This is a genomic window from Streptomyces sp. A01 (genome assembly GCF_059026195.1).
Genome location: NZ_JBWLKN010000016.1, coordinates 53,397 through 66,335, shown reverse-complemented (window position 1 = coordinate 66,335; position 12,939 = coordinate 53,397). Strand labels below are relative to the sequence as shown.

The window sequence follows — 12,939 nt, the reverse complement described above, 5'->3', positions numbered from 1 at the left end:
GCCTCACGGGGCGGACCGCGCGGCCCAGTCATCGTCGCGGAGCACGCGGGCGTAGTTGGTCACCACACGGCGGAACAGATCGTGTCCGGGATGCCGACCGGCGTGCCGCAGACACCAGTCCTGCGCGTCCTCCTGGACCTCGCGCCCGCCGGATTCGGCACGGCATCCCACGGTCATACAGAACGCTTCGAACGTCACGCCGGACTCCGGGGCCTGTCGGATCGTGTGCTGAACGAAACGCACCACGGTGTGGCTCATCACGTGCCCCCGCCCGTCGTGTCGGCGACGTCCGTCAGGGACCGCCTGTACCGGGTATGCATGCCCCCGGTCTCGTCGAGGTGCGCGAGCATCCATGTCTCGCAGGGGTCAGGAGTCAGCCACTCGTCCGAGTCGGCCCCGCAGTCGGCGTCCGCCGTGCCCAAGCACTCGGCGCGGTAAAGGAGTTCAGCGGAGGCAGCACGCGGAACCCTGCGCCCGAGGACGTTCGCCCCGCTCACCGGTCACTCACCCGCGCATGGCTGTTGCCGCCCTCGGTCACCAGGGGCACGTCCTCGGCGGCTTGATCGTGCCGCGCGACGAGGTCCGCCAGCTTGGCATCGGCTGGCTGGGGGGCGGGGGGCCAGGGAATGGGGTGGGTGTTTGCGGGCTGGTTGCGCGTGGTAGCGCTGTCGGTGCGTACGGAGGCGTGGGGTACAGGGAGCGGCTTCTTGCCAGGCGCCTTGCGGCAAACCCGAAGCCTTAGTTCGTAGTTCATGGCTGATCCTCGGTGTTCTGAACTGCGATCACCCTTTGTGATCGAACCCTCACAGCGTCGCGCCCATATGCGTACTCTCGATAGGGCAAGTGTGTTTACAGCCAGACGGTCACTCGAACTCAGACTCGATCGGGAGGCGGCGGATGATCCAGGCAGGAGACGAGGCAGGCGAGCCACGGAACGCCATGGCGTTCTTCGGAAGCGAAGTCCGACACGCACGGGAGTGGGCCAAGCTGACCCAGGCTCAGCTAGCGATTGCCGCAGCGTACGACCGGACGTACATCTCCCGGGTCGAGAACGGAAGCTTGCTCGGCTCATCCCAGTTCGCGGAGACGTGCGACCAGGTATTCAAGACCAGCGGATACTTCACTCGTCTCCGCGCCCGACTCAGCGAACGTGGACATCCGTCGTGGTTCCTCCCGTACGTCGAGGTCGAGAAGCAAGCACAGACCATCTCCGATTACTCAAACGCCTTCGTCATGGGATTGGTCCAGACACCGGCGTATGCCGAGGCCGTTTTTCGTGCGGCCCATCCTCGGGAGGAGGACGACCAGATCAAGGAGCGAGTCGGAGCGCGACTCGCGCGTCGCGAGGTGATGAAACGTCAGTTACCGCCCCTGCTGTGGTTGGTCATCCATCAAGCAGTGCTGCGTACACAAGTCGGCGGTCAGTCCGTCATGGCAGACCAGCTCTTACATCTGGCACATGAGGCATCCTCCCCACATGTGACCGTGCAGGTGTTGCCTGATGAAGCAGGAGCGCCCGCAGTGAGTACATCGTTCATCCACGTTGATCGGGGCGATCCTGGTTCCGTGGTGTACAGCGAGAGCTTCGGTCGGGGTCACCTTGCGGACGGCCGAGACGATGTGGCCCATGCCGGTGCCACATACGATCGGTTGAGGGCGTCGGCGCTGTCGCCTGAACGCTCCCTGTCGTTGATCCATCAGCTTGCGGAGGAGTACACCTGTGATCGAAAAGAAGTGGGTGAAGTCGTCGTACAGCGGCGGTGAGGGTGGCAATTGCGTCGAGTGGGCCCCGGATCGCGCCGCCACCACCGGGGTTGTCCCGGTCCGGGACAGCAAGGACCCCCACGGCCCGGCCCTCGTCTTCGACGTGTCCGCCTGGGCCTCATTCGTCGCCGGAATCCGACGCGGAGACTTCCCCGCCTAGCTCACGCACGCAGCGGCCCCGGTTGATACGACCGGGGCCGCTTCACGCCAGCCCGCTCCCCAGGGGAGCAGCGAGCACGTCAACGACAGGCCAGGCGAAGAGGACATACGACCGGCTCCGCGCTGCGGCCCAGCGCCACAGCGGTCGTTGACGGTGTTCAAGCGGCTTACAAAGGAGTACGCACGATGACCGACACCATCGCCTGGTAGAAGAGCAGTTACAGCTCCAGCAACGGGGGTCAGTGCATAGAGGTCAGGACCGGAGCGTTCGACGCCGTGGCACTCCGGGACAGCAAGGACCCCCACGGCCCGGCCCTCGTCTTCGACGCGCCCGCCTGGGCCTCATTCGTCGCCGGGCTCAAGGCAGGCGACTTCCCGGCCTGACGATCACCAGGCCGACGGCCCCGGCCGCTACGTCCGACGCGAGTCGATGAGGCTGCGATCCCGGCCAGCCGTTGTTGGATGACCGTGGCCTGCCATCCCTGACGGCGCATTGGCGCCGCACTCGGGGCGGAAGGTAAAAGCCAACAGAAGCCTACAAAATTCGCACATCCCCTGCTCAAAGAGCGCAGTCACTAAAGATGCCTAAATCAGCGGATAGGTTCCGGTCGGAGATGGTGATCATCTGCACTCTGAGTGTTGGCGTGCCGACTCCGTGGTGCATGCAAGTATTTCGTCCTGTGATCATCTCCGTGACCGGGAGGTGACAGTTCCGACCATGGGGGTTTCGTATGTGCACAAGTACCGTGCGCCGTATACCCCTTAACAGGGAGTTCAAGTGAAACTGTTCAACCGCACCGCCCTCGTGTCCATCGCGTGCGTCGCTGCCGTGGGCTTCGGCGGTGTTGGCACTTCTTACGCTGCTGCTACCCAGAGTCCCGCCGCTGCTTCGGTCGCCGCTGAGGAAGTCTCTGAGCAGCAGATTGCCGAGCTTGCGAAGTACCTCGAAGCCATCGATGAAGGGCAACTGCTCGATTCCAACGGCGACTTCGACCGCGACGCCACAGCGGCCAAGTTCGGCGCTGAGTTCGCCGACACGGTCGCGTCCGAGATCGAACGCCAGCAGCCGAAGGCTTCCGACTCCACCGGACGGGTCAAGAGGAGCTACGGTTCCTGTCTGCTGAAGGCCGTTGGGCTCGGCGGGCTCTCCGGCTCCGCCGGGGCCGTCATGAACAAGCTTGCGGACCATGAGTGGTCCGCCGCGGCGAGGCTGCTCACGAGGGAGGCGGCCAAGCGCGGGATCAAGATCGGCGTTAAGGGCGGCGTTGTTGGGCTGGCCGGTTCGCTCGCTGCCAGCTCCATCTGGTGCGCTACGCCCTGGGCATAAAGCCCACAAGGCGAATGAGCTGAATCAACGTCCTATGCAATGCCAGCGGTGACGTGCGGCCGGGTGGGCCCGAGGCAATCTCGGGCCCACCCGGCCGCCGGATCTCTCGCGCGACATCCCTTGTCCGGCAGTCGCGTTGCCTGCTACTCGACCTCCGCGCGCACGACTTTGCGTAGCTCGCCGAGGTACTCATCGAATCGTTCACGCCCGGCGGGAGAGAGCCGGACTCTGGTGACTGCGCGCCGCCGTTCGCGGAACTTCGCGATGTCGACCAGGTCCTCCTTCTCCAGGATGCCCAGCTGCCGGGAGAGTTCCGGGGTGGACAGTTCCAACGACTCCTGCAGATCGGCGAAGTTGATCTGCTGCACCTGACGGAGTGCCCCCAGGATGGCCAGGCGAGTGGGTGAGTGCATCACGGTCGACAGTCGGGTACGTGGCTGTTGCGACACGCTAGCGCCTCCAGCGCAGCATGAGATAGCACGCCAGCAGGGCCGTGGGGATCGCGGCCGCCACCATAGCCGCGACGAGATCAGCCGGGTTGTCCCACAGCAGCTTGAGCCCCGGGAACGCCAGCGTCACCAGGGCGAAGAAGAACACCCCTTCCTCAACCTTGGTGTGCAGCCTCCTGCTGGGGGCCCTCAGATGGAACCACCGCCAGCGGAAAGCGACAGCGAGCGCCGCCAGCAGGACAACGCAGCCCAGCACCATGGGAATCTTGCTCGTACTTGCCACCACAAGGGCCGCGAAGAGCACCGCCACCGACACCGCGCCGAGCACCCGCTCACCACCGGCAGCAGCCTTCCCGAGCGCAGGAGCCCCTTCGATGACCCGCAGTTGCTCTGCCGAACCTGGTCCTTGACTCATCGGTGCCCCTCCTCCGTGCTGTTGTGAGTTGAAGAATAGGCAGCTAGTTTCCAAATGTGCAACTGGTTGCCAAAGTGGGCCTGACTGGGCGGTCGGCATTCCTCGCCGCGACCGGGACGACCAAGGCGAAAATGGCGCCCAGTCTTCGCGTGGACCAGTTCTGGCACGCCTTCGTGCTGCACACTGCCCCGTATGCCGCGTTCTGCGATGCCCTCGGTACCGGCTTCATCCAGCACGTCCCGGACCGGAAGGGACACGACCCCGCCGAGGGCCGGGCCGCCCTGGCCGAGACCCGCGAGACCATCCGCGCGGCGGGCTTCGAGATCGACCCCGAGTTCTGGCCGGAGGCAGGCGCGGCCGACTGCACCCAGAGTTACGCGGGTTGCACCGACAGCCCCGTCAACAAGTAGTCGTCCCTTGAGCCAGCCGCCCGGCGACCATGCCGGGCGGCTGTGCCCGTAACCAAGAACGGACGTGAAGTGTCAGACACCCGTAGCGCCGCATGGGACATCTACTCCAGGACAAAGCCCCAGCGGCGCGGGATGAACGCCAAGGGCGAGACCACGTGGTTCAACTGGACACAGCACCCCGACCACGGCCCCGGCGTCGAGACCCTCGCCGTAGAGGCCGGTAGCCGAGTACTGGACCTCGGGTGCGGGTCGGGTGGCAACCTCGCCCACCTTGCCTCCCTCGGAATGCGGGCAGTAGGGGTTGACCTGTCTCCCGCGCAGCTCGCGAAGGCGCGCGAGCGCTGGCCCGATGTGGACGGCATGGAGTCGCACCAAGGGGAGGCCCTTGCCTTCATCGCCGAGTCGGCCGTGACCTTCGATGCCGTCTACTCCGTCTTTGGGGCCGCCTACTTCACGGACCCCGCGCTGATGCTTCCCGCTGTTCACAGCAAGCTCGTAGCAGGCGGAGTGTTCGCCATGTCCCAGCACCCGGCGGTAGAGGGCTGTTACGGCTGCCAGGCGTCCTACATCCCCCGTGGGCCCGAGGAAGATCCGGCGGTCGTCAAACGATGGGACTACCCGCCGGAGACATGGGCCATGACGCTCAAGGAGTACGGATTCGAGGAGGTGACCGCCGAGCTTCTTCCGGCCCCGGCGGGAGGCAAGCGCCGCATTGGCACCCTGCTTGTCCGTGGGAAGCGCGGAGGCACTGAAATATCCGGATTCAGGTCATTGACGCACTGGGGGACGGTCACAGTGGCTACGCACGCGGGAACGGGAGCCTTTTGGCGACGACTTCGGGCTCTAACACAACCCGAACATTTTCGAGCGGGGCCAGGGGCCGTTCCCCCTGGTCCACCTCCGGTGGGAGGGCAGCGGTGCCGTCAGCCGAAGTCCGCCACGTGGTCCGCGACCCATTCGCGGTAAGTGCGTGCGGGCCGACCGGTGATCTCGGCCACCGCCGGCGACACCTGCTCCGGCTCCGCCTCCATCTGCCCGTGGGCCTCGACGATGGCGCGGGCGTATTCCGGAGGCAGGCCCTGTGCCTCGAACGCGGCCGCCGCTGCCTCTTCGTCCAGTTCTTCAAAGACCACCCGGCGGCCGAGGACGTCGCCAATCGTACGGACCTGCTCAGCCTGGGTCAGCGCCTGCGGACCGGTCAGGTGCGGGGCCTTGCCCTCCAGGTCGGCCGTCGTCAGCGCCCTTACTGCCACCGCCGCGAGATCCGCCTCGTGGACCAGCGACCGCGTCGCTCGGGCATGCGAGCCGCGGACGACGTCCCCTTCTTTGATCTGCTGCGCCCACGCGAGGGTGTTGGACGCGAAGCCGCCCGCGCGCAGGAACGTCCACTGCAAGGTCGAGGCGCGGATCACACGCTCAATCGCGGTATGGAAGGCGAGGATGCCGGGCTCCGGCTCCACGGTGTCGTCGTCCGGCACCCCCCACGCGGACAGGTAGACGATGCGGCGCGCGTGCTTCTCCGCGGCCGCGATCACCGCGGGCGCGGCGTCCGCCGTCAGCAGTGGCCAGATGAGGAAGACCGCGTCCACCCCCTCCATGGCGGCCTCCACGGAAGCCGCGTCTGTCAGGTCGCCGCGTACCACCTCGGCCCCGTCAGGTAGCGAGGCCGCCTTCGGGTCACGGACCAGGGCGCGGACATCCACGCCCGCCGCCAGTAGTTGCGCCACGGCCTGGCCGCCCGTCTTTCCGGTTGCGCCGGTCACCAGAATCATCGAAATCTCCTCGGTATGTAGTGCGGGTGCGGCACCCACATGGTGCGACTTGAAGAAAGGTTGAGGTCAAGGAAGCACGATGAACGACGATCAGGTCGCACGGGCTGTGACGCAAGCGATGCTCTGATGGACCGTAGTTCGAACATGTCGGATCGCCATCAGGGTGGTGCGCGACGAGCGGGCCAAGGTCACTTGGGGCGCGGGCAGCGCGGCCGCCGCGCTGGCCATGGTCTTCAAGCTCGTCGAGTCCGCCCAGACCCGCTGGCGGTCCGTGAACGCACCCCACCTCGTCGTCCTCGTGAGTGCCGGGCGCCCACTTCGAACGCGGTCACGTCGCCGATCGCACCAGGACAATCGCGGCTTAACCGATCGGGAAGGCAGCGCCGGGTGCCGCGTAGTCGACGGGACCATCGTAGCGAGCGGAGGCACGGGCCACCGCCTCCTGCGGTGTGAGAAAGCGGCCGACACGCGCCACGATCAACCGGCCCACCCGGGCCGCGTTGGCGGTTTCGCCGGTGTCTTCGGGTGTGTGGTGAACCCGTTCACCCTCGGCCGGAGGTTGCGCGCTCTCGGCCTCGCACAGCAGAACGTCGCACTCCTCGGCCAAGCTCGTGAGGTTCGTGCACGGTGCTGTGTCTCCCGAGCAGACCAACGACTTGTCCGCGGTCTCGATGCGCAGGGCGAAGGCCGGGACACCGCCACGCCGCACGCTCAGACCGCCGTGGCGCGCTCCACGGGAATCCACAGTTCCGCGTCGGCCTGCGCCTGGTCCGGTGTCAGCCGGGTGCGCAGGATCTCGGGTCCTGGCCTGCTCTCGTACGGATTGGACGGGAACCACTGCGTGAACACGTCCCGCCACAGGTACTGGAGCGTCTGCGGGAACGGCCCGGAGCTCTCGAAGACGGCCCATGTCCCCGCCGGGACGGTGAGCGCGTCCAGATCCTCGGGCACGGCGGAGCGGGTCACCACGCCGTGGTAGTAGTCGAGTTCGGTTCCCTCCGCCCGGCTCGGGTCGAGGTTGTCGCTCACGGCGACGATCCCCTCCGGCTCCTGGTCGGACAGGGCGGTGATACGCCGTATCGTCTCCTGGTCGATGCTCCGGATGAAGTCGGCGATCGCCGGATTCATCCCTTCATGGACGAGAGGGACACGGGCCTTCTTGCCGACCACACAGAACTGATTCTTGCTCACGACCCGGTATCGCATGCTGCTGCTCCCTTCGATGATGAGGCGGAAGGACATCCGTGGCTGGGAGTGCAGAGCCGCACCGGTCCGTCTGACCTCGCCGGGACCAACGCCGTGCACGGCGCGGAACGCGCGCGCGAACGCCTCGCCCGAGGTGTAGCCGTAGCGCACCGCGATCTCCAGCAGCGTCCGCTCCCCGGCGAGCACCTCCGCCCCCGCGACCGTCAGCCGCCTGCGCCGGATGTACTCGGACAGTGGAATCCCCGCCAGTGCGGAGAACAGCCGCCGGAAGTGGTACTCCGACGTCATCGCGATCCGCGCCAGCTCGGTCACCTCGATGCGCTGGTCGAGACGCGACTCGATGTGCTCCATGGCCTGGTTCAGCCGCTCCAGCACTCCTGCCTCCTTCCCTTCTGATCCACCACGTTAGGAAGGGACCACTGTGCCGCACCCGACATCCTGTGCCCGCTGCGGTCGGGTGCGGCGGAACCCCACGGCCCCTCGCACGCCACGCGCGCGTTCTCCGGGGCGGTCACCCCATGCGGCGGCGGCCGTGGTCGGCGGTGGTCTCGCGGGGAGTCGTACGAGCCGGGGCGCGGCGGGCGGCTCACGCCTCAGACGGCTCAACCGGCCGCGCGCCATGGTCGTGTCCGGGGATGCGCTGCCAGTCAAAGACGCCGTGGAGCGTGGTCGAGGTCCGGCGCTGGCCCCCGGTCCGCGCCGGGAACGCGCCGGGAACGGCGGGAATGCCGTCATCCCGGGCACGGTTAGGATTGATTGCTTGAGCGTTCAAGCGATGCCGTACGAAGGCGTGTGGACGCCCCGACGCGTACGGCGCGGCACAGTGACAGGGAGTGACCCGGTGAAGGTCGAGATCTACAGCGACATCGCCTGCCCGTGGTGTTACCTCGGCAAGGCCCGCTTCGAGCAGGCGCTCGCCGCGTATCCGGGGGCGGAGCAGGTCGAGGTGGTCTACCGGCCGTTCCAGCTCGACCCGAGCGCGCCGGAGGAGCCGCTGCCGCACCGTGAGGTGCTGGCGGCGAAGTTCGGTCCGCGCGCGGCCGCGATGGACGCGCGTATCACCGAGCTGGGCGCCGCGGAAGACCTCACCTTCGACTTCGACACGGTCGTGGAGAACAACTCCCTCCTCGCCCACCGCCTGCTCCGCTACGTCCTCGATGAGTACGGCCCGGCCGCGCAGGCCCGCCTCAAAGGGCGGCTGCTGGCCGCCCACTTCGGCGAGGGCATGGACATCGGCGACCACGAGCACCTCGCCGACGTCGCCGTGACCGTGGGTCTCGACCGCGACCCGATCGCCGCCTTCCTCGACAGCGACGAGCTGCACGACGAGGTCCTGGACGAGATCGAGGAGGCCCGCCAGCGTGGCATCACCGCCGTCCCGACCTTCGTGTTCGAGGGCCAGTGGGCCGTCCAGGGCGGCCAGGAGCCCGCGGCTTTCCTGAAGGTGCTTGAGCAGGTGGCGCAGGAGACGGGAGCGGCCGGAGTGACGGGCCCGGGCGCGGACGGCTCGTGCGACGACGGCGCCTGCGAGGTCCCGCGCGACTGAGGCGCCGCACGCGCCATGGGGCGCCGGGGGCCGGGCCACGGCAGGCCCGTCCCCGGGCTCCTGACCGGCGGTCGTGGCGCCCCGCCGGTCAACGTCCAGGCGCGTGCGTACGCAGACGCGTCAGCGCTCGGGCCGGCGGCCGAAGTGCACGGTCTTCGCGGTCAGGAAGAACAGGTCCGCGCGCCGGTCGACGCCCGCCGGGTCGGTCGGGTCGAGCAGCCGGTCCAGCGTCTCCAGGTCCTCGGCGTCCAGTTTCTGGTCGAGCATGTTCCGGTACCGCTCCAGCGACTGCCGTACCGCCTGCCGGGGCTGGTCGGCCAGCGGCGCCGGGTGGTCCACGAGGAAGGTCTTGTTCCGCACCTCGGTGAGCCCCGCGGCCCGCAGCATGCCGGGCCAGTCCTCGACCACCGCGACCGACCCTGGCAGTTCGGCCCGCATCTGGCTGAACCGGTCCGACATCGCCACGTCCAGCCGGGCGTGGAGTCCGGGCTTCCCGAAGCCCAGGTCGCGCGGCAGCCAGCGGGGCGGCAGTCCGCCCTCGACGATGGCCAGGACGCCGCCGGGTTCGACCAGTCCGGCCAGCCGGTTCAACGCGTCCTGCTGGTCGCCTACGTGATGGATGACCTGGCCTGACCACACCAGGTCCGCCCGGCCGAGGCCGTCGAGCCCTTCCGGGAACTCGGCCACCTGGGTCCACAGCCGGACGCCGAGCCGCTTGGCGCGCTGCTCGGCGCGGGCCAGCAGCTCCGGTGCCCCGTCCACGGCGGTGACCTCCGCCTGCGGGAACGTCGCCGCGAAGCGACAAGCCGCGACGCCCGGGCCGCTGCCGATGTCCAGGACCCTCCGGGGGGCCAGGTGTGCCAGCTCTTCCAGGGCCTGTCGCACGTAGGGGCTGTGCGTCTCGCCCTCGGTCTCCAGCATGTCGGCCATCGCGGCCCAGTCGAAGTCGTCCATCGCCCGTACTCCCGTCGTCGTTCCTCGCTCGCGTCCGTCCGTACCCGAACATGGACCCGGACGAGTCCGCACGACAAACCTTGTTGCTGTTCCGGCAACAGGCCCGGCAACAAGGAGGAGGCGATGGGCGGGGAACGGTGCGAGGGCCTCGCGGGCGCCGTCGCCAGCGCGGCAGGCCGCCGGGCTCAGGACACGTGTTCCCGTTCCAGCGCTGTCCGCTCTCCGGAGGCGACGACTCGGGACGGCGTGTCCCGCGTGTCCGGTCGGCGCCGGTCGAGCGCGCCCGCCGTCAGGGCGAGGGCCAGGCCGATCACGGCGAGCACCGCGCCCACCAGGGTGGGTGAGGTCCAGCCCCAGCCCGCCGCGATGGCCACGCCGCCGAGCCAGGCGCCGCCCGCGTTGGCGAGGTTGAAGGCGGAGTGGTTGGAGGCGGAGGCGAGGGTGGGGGCGTGCTTGGCCTTGTTCATGACGAGCATCTGGAGCGGGGTGGTCGTCATGAAGCCGACGGCGCCGAGCACCACGACCGTCACGAGGGCGGCCCACTTCACGTGCACGGTGTAGTCGAAGAGCAGCAGGACGACGGCCAGGGCGCCGAGCGCCCCGTAGAGGGTGGGCCGGAGCGCGCGGTCGGTCAGCGGCCCGGCGGCCAGCGCACCGAGGGTCATGCCGATGCCGAACAGGGCGAGGACGAGGGTGACCGACGTGTCCGAGAACCCGGTGACCTCGGTCATCATCGAGGCGAGGTAGCTGTAGACGGCGAAGACACCGGCGAAGCCGAAGACGGCGGTGAGCAGGCCGAGCAGGACCTGGCGGTCGCCCATGGCGCGGATCTCCTGGCGCAGGCCGCCGTGCTGTTCGCGCGGGAGCCGCGGCACGAGGGCGGCGAGCGCGGCCATCGCGACGATGCCGATGGCGGCGACCACGAGGAACGTGGCGCGCCAGCCGAGGTGCTGGCCGAGGAGGGTGGCGGCCGGGACGCCGACGATGTTGGCGACGGTGAGGCCGAGGAACATGGTGGCGACCGCGCGGGCCTGCCGTCCCTCGGTGACCAGCCGCGCGGCGACGACAGCGCCGACGCCGAAGAACGCCCCGTGCGGCAGCCCGGCGAGCACCCGGCCCGCGATCAGCAGGCCGAAGGTCGGGGCGAGCGCCGAGGCGAGGTTGCCGACCGTGAAAAGGCCCATGAGCAGGACGAGCATCCGCCTGCGCGGGATGCGGGAGCCGAGGGCGGTCAGCAGCGGGGCGCCGATGACGACGCCGATGGCGTAGGCGGAGACGAGATATCCGGCGGTGGGGACGGAAGTGTGCAGGTCATCGGCGACATTGGGCAGCAGGCCCATCATCACGAATTCTGTCGTTCCGATGCCGAAGGCCGAGATCGCCAGAGCGAGCAGGGCGAGGGGCATGGGGGACCTTTCCGGGCTGGGAGCGGGAGCGGAGAGGTTCTCCGGACGCACGGCATTGCATAAGTTCTCTTACGGAACAAAGTCTCGCACGGGCATTGTTCCGGCAGATGGACGGCACGCAAGAGACGTATGACACCTTCGCGCCGGGCCGCATTGCGGAGCGCCCCCAGCCGGGCCGCCGACCACCGTCGCCACGGAGTCCTCGTGGCAGCGCATCGCCGCCCGCCACCACCCCGAGGGCGCTGTCCCGCCGCGCCGCCCGCCACCGCTGTCCCGCCGCGCCGGACACCGCCTGCGGCCGCCCGCGGCGCGCTCGCACCGGTCTCGGGCGGCGGCGGGCGGTCACAGGTTGACTGAGGCCGCCACCGGGAGGTGGTCGCTGCCGGTGTCCGGCAGGGTCCACGCCGAGACCGGGTCCACGCCGCGCACCATGATCTGGTCGATGCGGGCCATCGGGAACGACGCGGGCCAGCTGAAGCCGAAGCCGTCGCCCGCCGCGCCCTGGGCGGAGCGGAGCTGGCTGGTCACCGGGGCCAGCGCACGGTCGTTCATCGTGCCGTTCAGGTCGCCGAGCAGCAGCACCCTGTCGAGCCGTTCGTCGGCGATGGCCTCCCCGAGCGCTTCGGCGCTGTCGTCGCGCTGGCCCGCGGTGAAGCCCGCGTTGAACTTCACGCGAACGGAGGGCAGGTGAGCGACGTAGACGGCGACATCACCCTTCGGCGCGGCGACGGTGGCCCGCAGGGCGCGGCTCCAGCCCATCTTGATGTCGACGGTCTCCGCGCCCGACAGCGGGTACTTGCTCCACAGCCCGACCGTGCCCTTGACCGCGTGATACGGGTAGGCCGACTTCAACTCCCGCTCGTACGTCGGCAGCGCGTCGCCCGTCAGCTCCTCCAGGGCCACGACCTGAGCGCCCGAGTCGGCGACGTCCTTCGCCGTCCCGGCGGGATCGGCGTTGTCCGCGTTGACGTTGTGGGTCACCACCGTCAGATCGCCGCCGGAGCCGGACTTGTCCGTCAGCAGACCACCGAACAGATTCAGCCATACGATCGCAGGCAAGAGCAGCGCGATCAGCGCCGTCGCCGACCGGCGTACCAGGGCGAGTACGAAGATCACCGGAATGCAGACCATGCCCACCCACGGCAGGAAGGTCTCCAGCAGACTGCCGAGGTTGCCCACGGTGTTGGGAAGCTGCGCGTGCAAGATCATCAGCAGCGCCACGAACACCGCGCATCCCGCGAGGACCAGCCCGCGGCGCCAGATGCCGCCGTCCCGCCAGCCGTTGACGAGGCGCTGAACCCGGGAGCCGGTCCGCCCGGGGTCGTCCCGGTCGTGGCCGGTCTCTTCCGTGTACGCCTGCGCCATGCGTCGTCCTCACTAGCTCCCGGCCCTGTCACCAACCATGACGATAGGTGATGATCAAGGCTTTTCCCGACGCTCCGGGCGAGCGTCTCAGACAGGAGGACGACTGATGGACGGGGCTGGGTTCCTGATCATGTGACGCGGGCGGCGGCTGTGACAGAACGGGCAC

General features: G+C 68.6%; 17 protein-coding genes and 2 pseudogenes. 8 read left to right on the top strand and 11 right to left on the bottom strand.

Annotated features, from left to right (window positions below; all coding sequences use genetic code 11):
* Positions 1 to 3: 3 nt before the first annotated feature.
* Genes AC5P1B_RS22125 through AC5P1B_RS22115 form a run of 3 tightly spaced genes read right to left on the bottom strand, consistent with a single transcriptional unit; the run spans position 4 to position 754 of the window.
* A complete protein-coding gene (locus AC5P1B_RS22125) occupies positions 4 to 258 on the bottom strand; it encodes a DUF7848 domain-containing protein (RefSeq protein ID WP_493889085.1) in 255 nt (84 codons plus the stop codon).
* Positions 258 to 497: a DUF7848 domain-containing protein gene (locus AC5P1B_RS22120; protein ID WP_493889084.1), complete on the bottom strand. Its 240-nt coding sequence runs from the start codon at positions 495 to 497 to the stop codon at positions 258 to 260. The genes AC5P1B_RS22125 and AC5P1B_RS22120 overlap by 1 nt, the downstream gene beginning before the upstream one ends.
* The gene (locus AC5P1B_RS22115) at positions 494 to 754 is read right to left on the bottom strand and encodes a hypothetical protein (RefSeq protein ID WP_493889083.1); all 261 of its coding nucleotides are present in this window, start codon (positions 752 to 754) and stop codon (positions 494 to 496) included. Before AC5P1B_RS22115 ends, AC5P1B_RS22120 begins: the two co-directional genes overlap by 4 nt.
* A 143-nt stretch (positions 755 to 897) precedes the next feature.
* On the opposite strand from AC5P1B_RS22115, the gene AC5P1B_RS22110 reads away from it, so the two are divergent.
* The 4 genes and pseudogenes from AC5P1B_RS22110 to AC5P1B_RS22095 all read left to right on the top strand — a co-directional run bounded on the left by AC5P1B_RS22110 (position 898) and on the right by AC5P1B_RS22095 (position 3,250).
* Positions 898 to 1,764, top strand: coding sequence for a helix-turn-helix domain-containing protein (locus tag AC5P1B_RS22110; RefSeq protein ID WP_493889082.1), 867 nt, complete (start codon positions 898 to 900; stop codon positions 1,762 to 1,764).
* Complete coding sequence (locus tag AC5P1B_RS22105; protein WP_493889081.1) at positions 1,721 to 1,924, top strand: DUF397 domain-containing protein; 204 nt, start codon at positions 1,721 to 1,723, stop codon at positions 1,922 to 1,924. Before AC5P1B_RS22110 ends, AC5P1B_RS22105 begins: the two co-directional genes overlap by 44 nt.
* A gap of 221 nt (positions 1,925 to 2,145) precedes the next feature.
* A pseudogene (locus AC5P1B_RS22100) lies at positions 2,146 to 2,307 on the top strand (DUF397 domain-containing protein); the annotation flags it as partial.
* A gap of 394 nt (positions 2,308 to 2,701) precedes the next feature.
* Complete coding sequence (locus AC5P1B_RS22095) at positions 2,702 to 3,250, top strand: hypothetical protein (RefSeq protein WP_493889080.1); 549 nt, start codon at positions 2,702 to 2,704, stop codon at positions 3,248 to 3,250.
* A 143-nt stretch (positions 3,251 to 3,393) separates the two neighbouring features.
* Here AC5P1B_RS22095 and AC5P1B_RS22090 read toward each other — a convergent pair whose 3' ends face one another.
* Both AC5P1B_RS22090 and AC5P1B_RS22085 read right to left on the bottom strand, forming a co-directional pair.
* Positions 3,394 to 3,663: a transcriptional regulator gene (locus AC5P1B_RS22090; RefSeq protein ID WP_493889078.1), complete on the bottom strand. Its 270-nt coding sequence runs from the start codon at positions 3,661 to 3,663 to the stop codon at positions 3,394 to 3,396.
* A 37-nt stretch (positions 3,664 to 3,700) separates the two neighbouring features.
* On the bottom strand, positions 3,701 to 4,114 hold the full coding sequence (locus AC5P1B_RS22085; protein WP_493889077.1) for a hypothetical protein: 414 nt from the start codon (positions 4,112 to 4,114) through the stop codon (positions 3,701 to 3,703).
* A gap of 56 nt (positions 4,115 to 4,170) precedes the next feature.
* Between AC5P1B_RS22085 and AC5P1B_RS22080 the strand changes: the two genes are divergently transcribed.
* Together AC5P1B_RS22080 and AC5P1B_RS22075 are read left to right on the top strand one after the other, a co-directional pair.
* Positions 4,171 to 4,524 (top strand): UCP032817 domain-containing protein, encoded by a 354-nt coding sequence (locus tag AC5P1B_RS22080; protein ID WP_493889076.1) that lies wholly within the window; start codon positions 4,171 to 4,173, stop codon positions 4,522 to 4,524.
* A 69-nt stretch (positions 4,525 to 4,593) separates the two neighbouring features.
* Complete coding sequence (locus AC5P1B_RS22075) at positions 4,594 to 5,490, top strand: class I SAM-dependent methyltransferase (RefSeq protein WP_493889075.1); 897 nt, start codon at positions 4,594 to 4,596, stop codon at positions 5,488 to 5,490.
* On the opposite strand, the gene AC5P1B_RS22070 is transcribed toward AC5P1B_RS22075, so the two are convergent.
* Entirely contained in the window at positions 5,448 to 6,335 is an 888-nt protein-coding gene (locus AC5P1B_RS22070) for an SDR family oxidoreductase (protein WP_493889074.1), read from the bottom strand. The two genes, AC5P1B_RS22075 and AC5P1B_RS22070, sit on opposite strands and share 43 nt — an antisense overlap.
* 139 nt (positions 6,336 to 6,474) lie before the next feature.
* Here AC5P1B_RS22070 and AC5P1B_RS22065 point away from each other — a divergent pair.
* Positions 6,475 to 6,661: pseudogene (locus AC5P1B_RS22065) on the top strand (IS256 family transposase); the annotation flags it as partial.
* Here the strand turns inward: AC5P1B_RS22065 and AC5P1B_RS22060 are convergent.
* Together AC5P1B_RS22060 and AC5P1B_RS22055 are read right to left on the bottom strand one after the other, a co-directional pair.
* Positions 6,658 to 6,903, bottom strand: coding sequence for a hypothetical protein (locus tag AC5P1B_RS22060; protein WP_493889073.1), 246 nt, complete (start codon positions 6,901 to 6,903; stop codon positions 6,658 to 6,660). The pseudogene AC5P1B_RS22065 and the gene AC5P1B_RS22060 overlap by 4 nt on opposite strands.
* A gap of 104 nt (positions 6,904 to 7,007) precedes the next feature.
* Positions 7,008 to 7,877 (bottom strand): AraC family transcriptional regulator, encoded by an 870-nt coding sequence (locus AC5P1B_RS22055; protein ID WP_493889072.1) that lies wholly within the window; start codon positions 7,875 to 7,877, stop codon positions 7,008 to 7,010.
* 385 nt (positions 7,878 to 8,262) lie between these two features.
* Between AC5P1B_RS22055 and AC5P1B_RS22050 the strand changes: the two genes are divergently transcribed.
* Complete coding sequence (locus AC5P1B_RS22050) at positions 8,263 to 9,048, top strand: DsbA family oxidoreductase (RefSeq protein ID WP_493889071.1); 786 nt, start codon at positions 8,263 to 8,265, stop codon at positions 9,046 to 9,048.
* A 120-nt stretch (positions 9,049 to 9,168) separates the two neighbouring features.
* Here AC5P1B_RS22050 and AC5P1B_RS22045 read toward each other — a convergent pair whose 3' ends face one another.
* The 3 genes from AC5P1B_RS22045 to AC5P1B_RS22035 form a co-directional block, all read right to left on the bottom strand.
* Positions 9,169 to 10,002 (bottom strand): class I SAM-dependent methyltransferase, encoded by an 834-nt coding sequence (locus tag AC5P1B_RS22045; protein WP_493889070.1) that lies wholly within the window; start codon positions 10,000 to 10,002, stop codon positions 9,169 to 9,171.
* A 185-nt stretch (positions 10,003 to 10,187) separates the two neighbouring features.
* Entirely contained in the window at positions 10,188 to 11,408 is a 1,221-nt protein-coding gene (locus AC5P1B_RS22040) for an MFS transporter (RefSeq protein ID WP_493889069.1), read from the bottom strand.
* Between the two features lie 342 nt (positions 11,409 to 11,750).
* Positions 11,751 to 12,773: an endonuclease/exonuclease/phosphatase family protein gene (locus AC5P1B_RS22035; RefSeq protein WP_493889068.1), complete on the bottom strand. Its 1,023-nt coding sequence runs from the start codon at positions 12,771 to 12,773 to the stop codon at positions 11,751 to 11,753.
* Positions 12,774 to 12,939: the final 166 nt, after the last annotated feature.

Bases quoted from the DNA above. Each gene is read 5' to 3' on its own strand.
- AC5P1B_RS22035 (WP_493889068.1), bottom strand. From the start codon at position 12,773: ATGGCGCAGGCGTACACGGAAGAGACCGGCCACGACCGGGACGACCCC.
- AC5P1B_RS22125 (WP_493889085.1), bottom strand. From the start codon at position 258: ATGAGCCACACCGTGGTGCGTTTCGTTCAGCACACGATCCGACAGGCC.
- AC5P1B_RS22110 (WP_493889082.1), top strand. From the start codon at position 898: ATGATCCAGGCAGGAGACGAGGCAGGCGAGCCACGGAACGCCATGGCG.
- AC5P1B_RS22085 (WP_493889077.1), bottom strand. From the start codon at position 4,114: ATGAGTCAAGGACCAGGTTCGGCAGAGCAACTGCGGGTCATCGAAGGG.
- AC5P1B_RS22045 (WP_493889070.1), bottom strand. From the start codon at position 10,002: ATGGACGACTTCGACTGGGCCGCGATGGCCGACATGCTGGAGACCGAG.
- AC5P1B_RS22040 (WP_493889069.1), bottom strand. From the start codon at position 11,408: ATGCCCCTCGCCCTGCTCGCTCTGGCGATCTCGGCCTTCGGCATCGGA.
- AC5P1B_RS22115 (WP_493889083.1), bottom strand. From the start codon at position 754: ATGAACTACGAACTAAGGCTTCGGGTTTGCCGCAAGGCGCCTGGCAAG.
- AC5P1B_RS22090 (WP_493889078.1), bottom strand. From the start codon at position 3,663: ATGCACTCACCCACTCGCCTGGCCATCCTGGGGGCACTCCGTCAGGTG.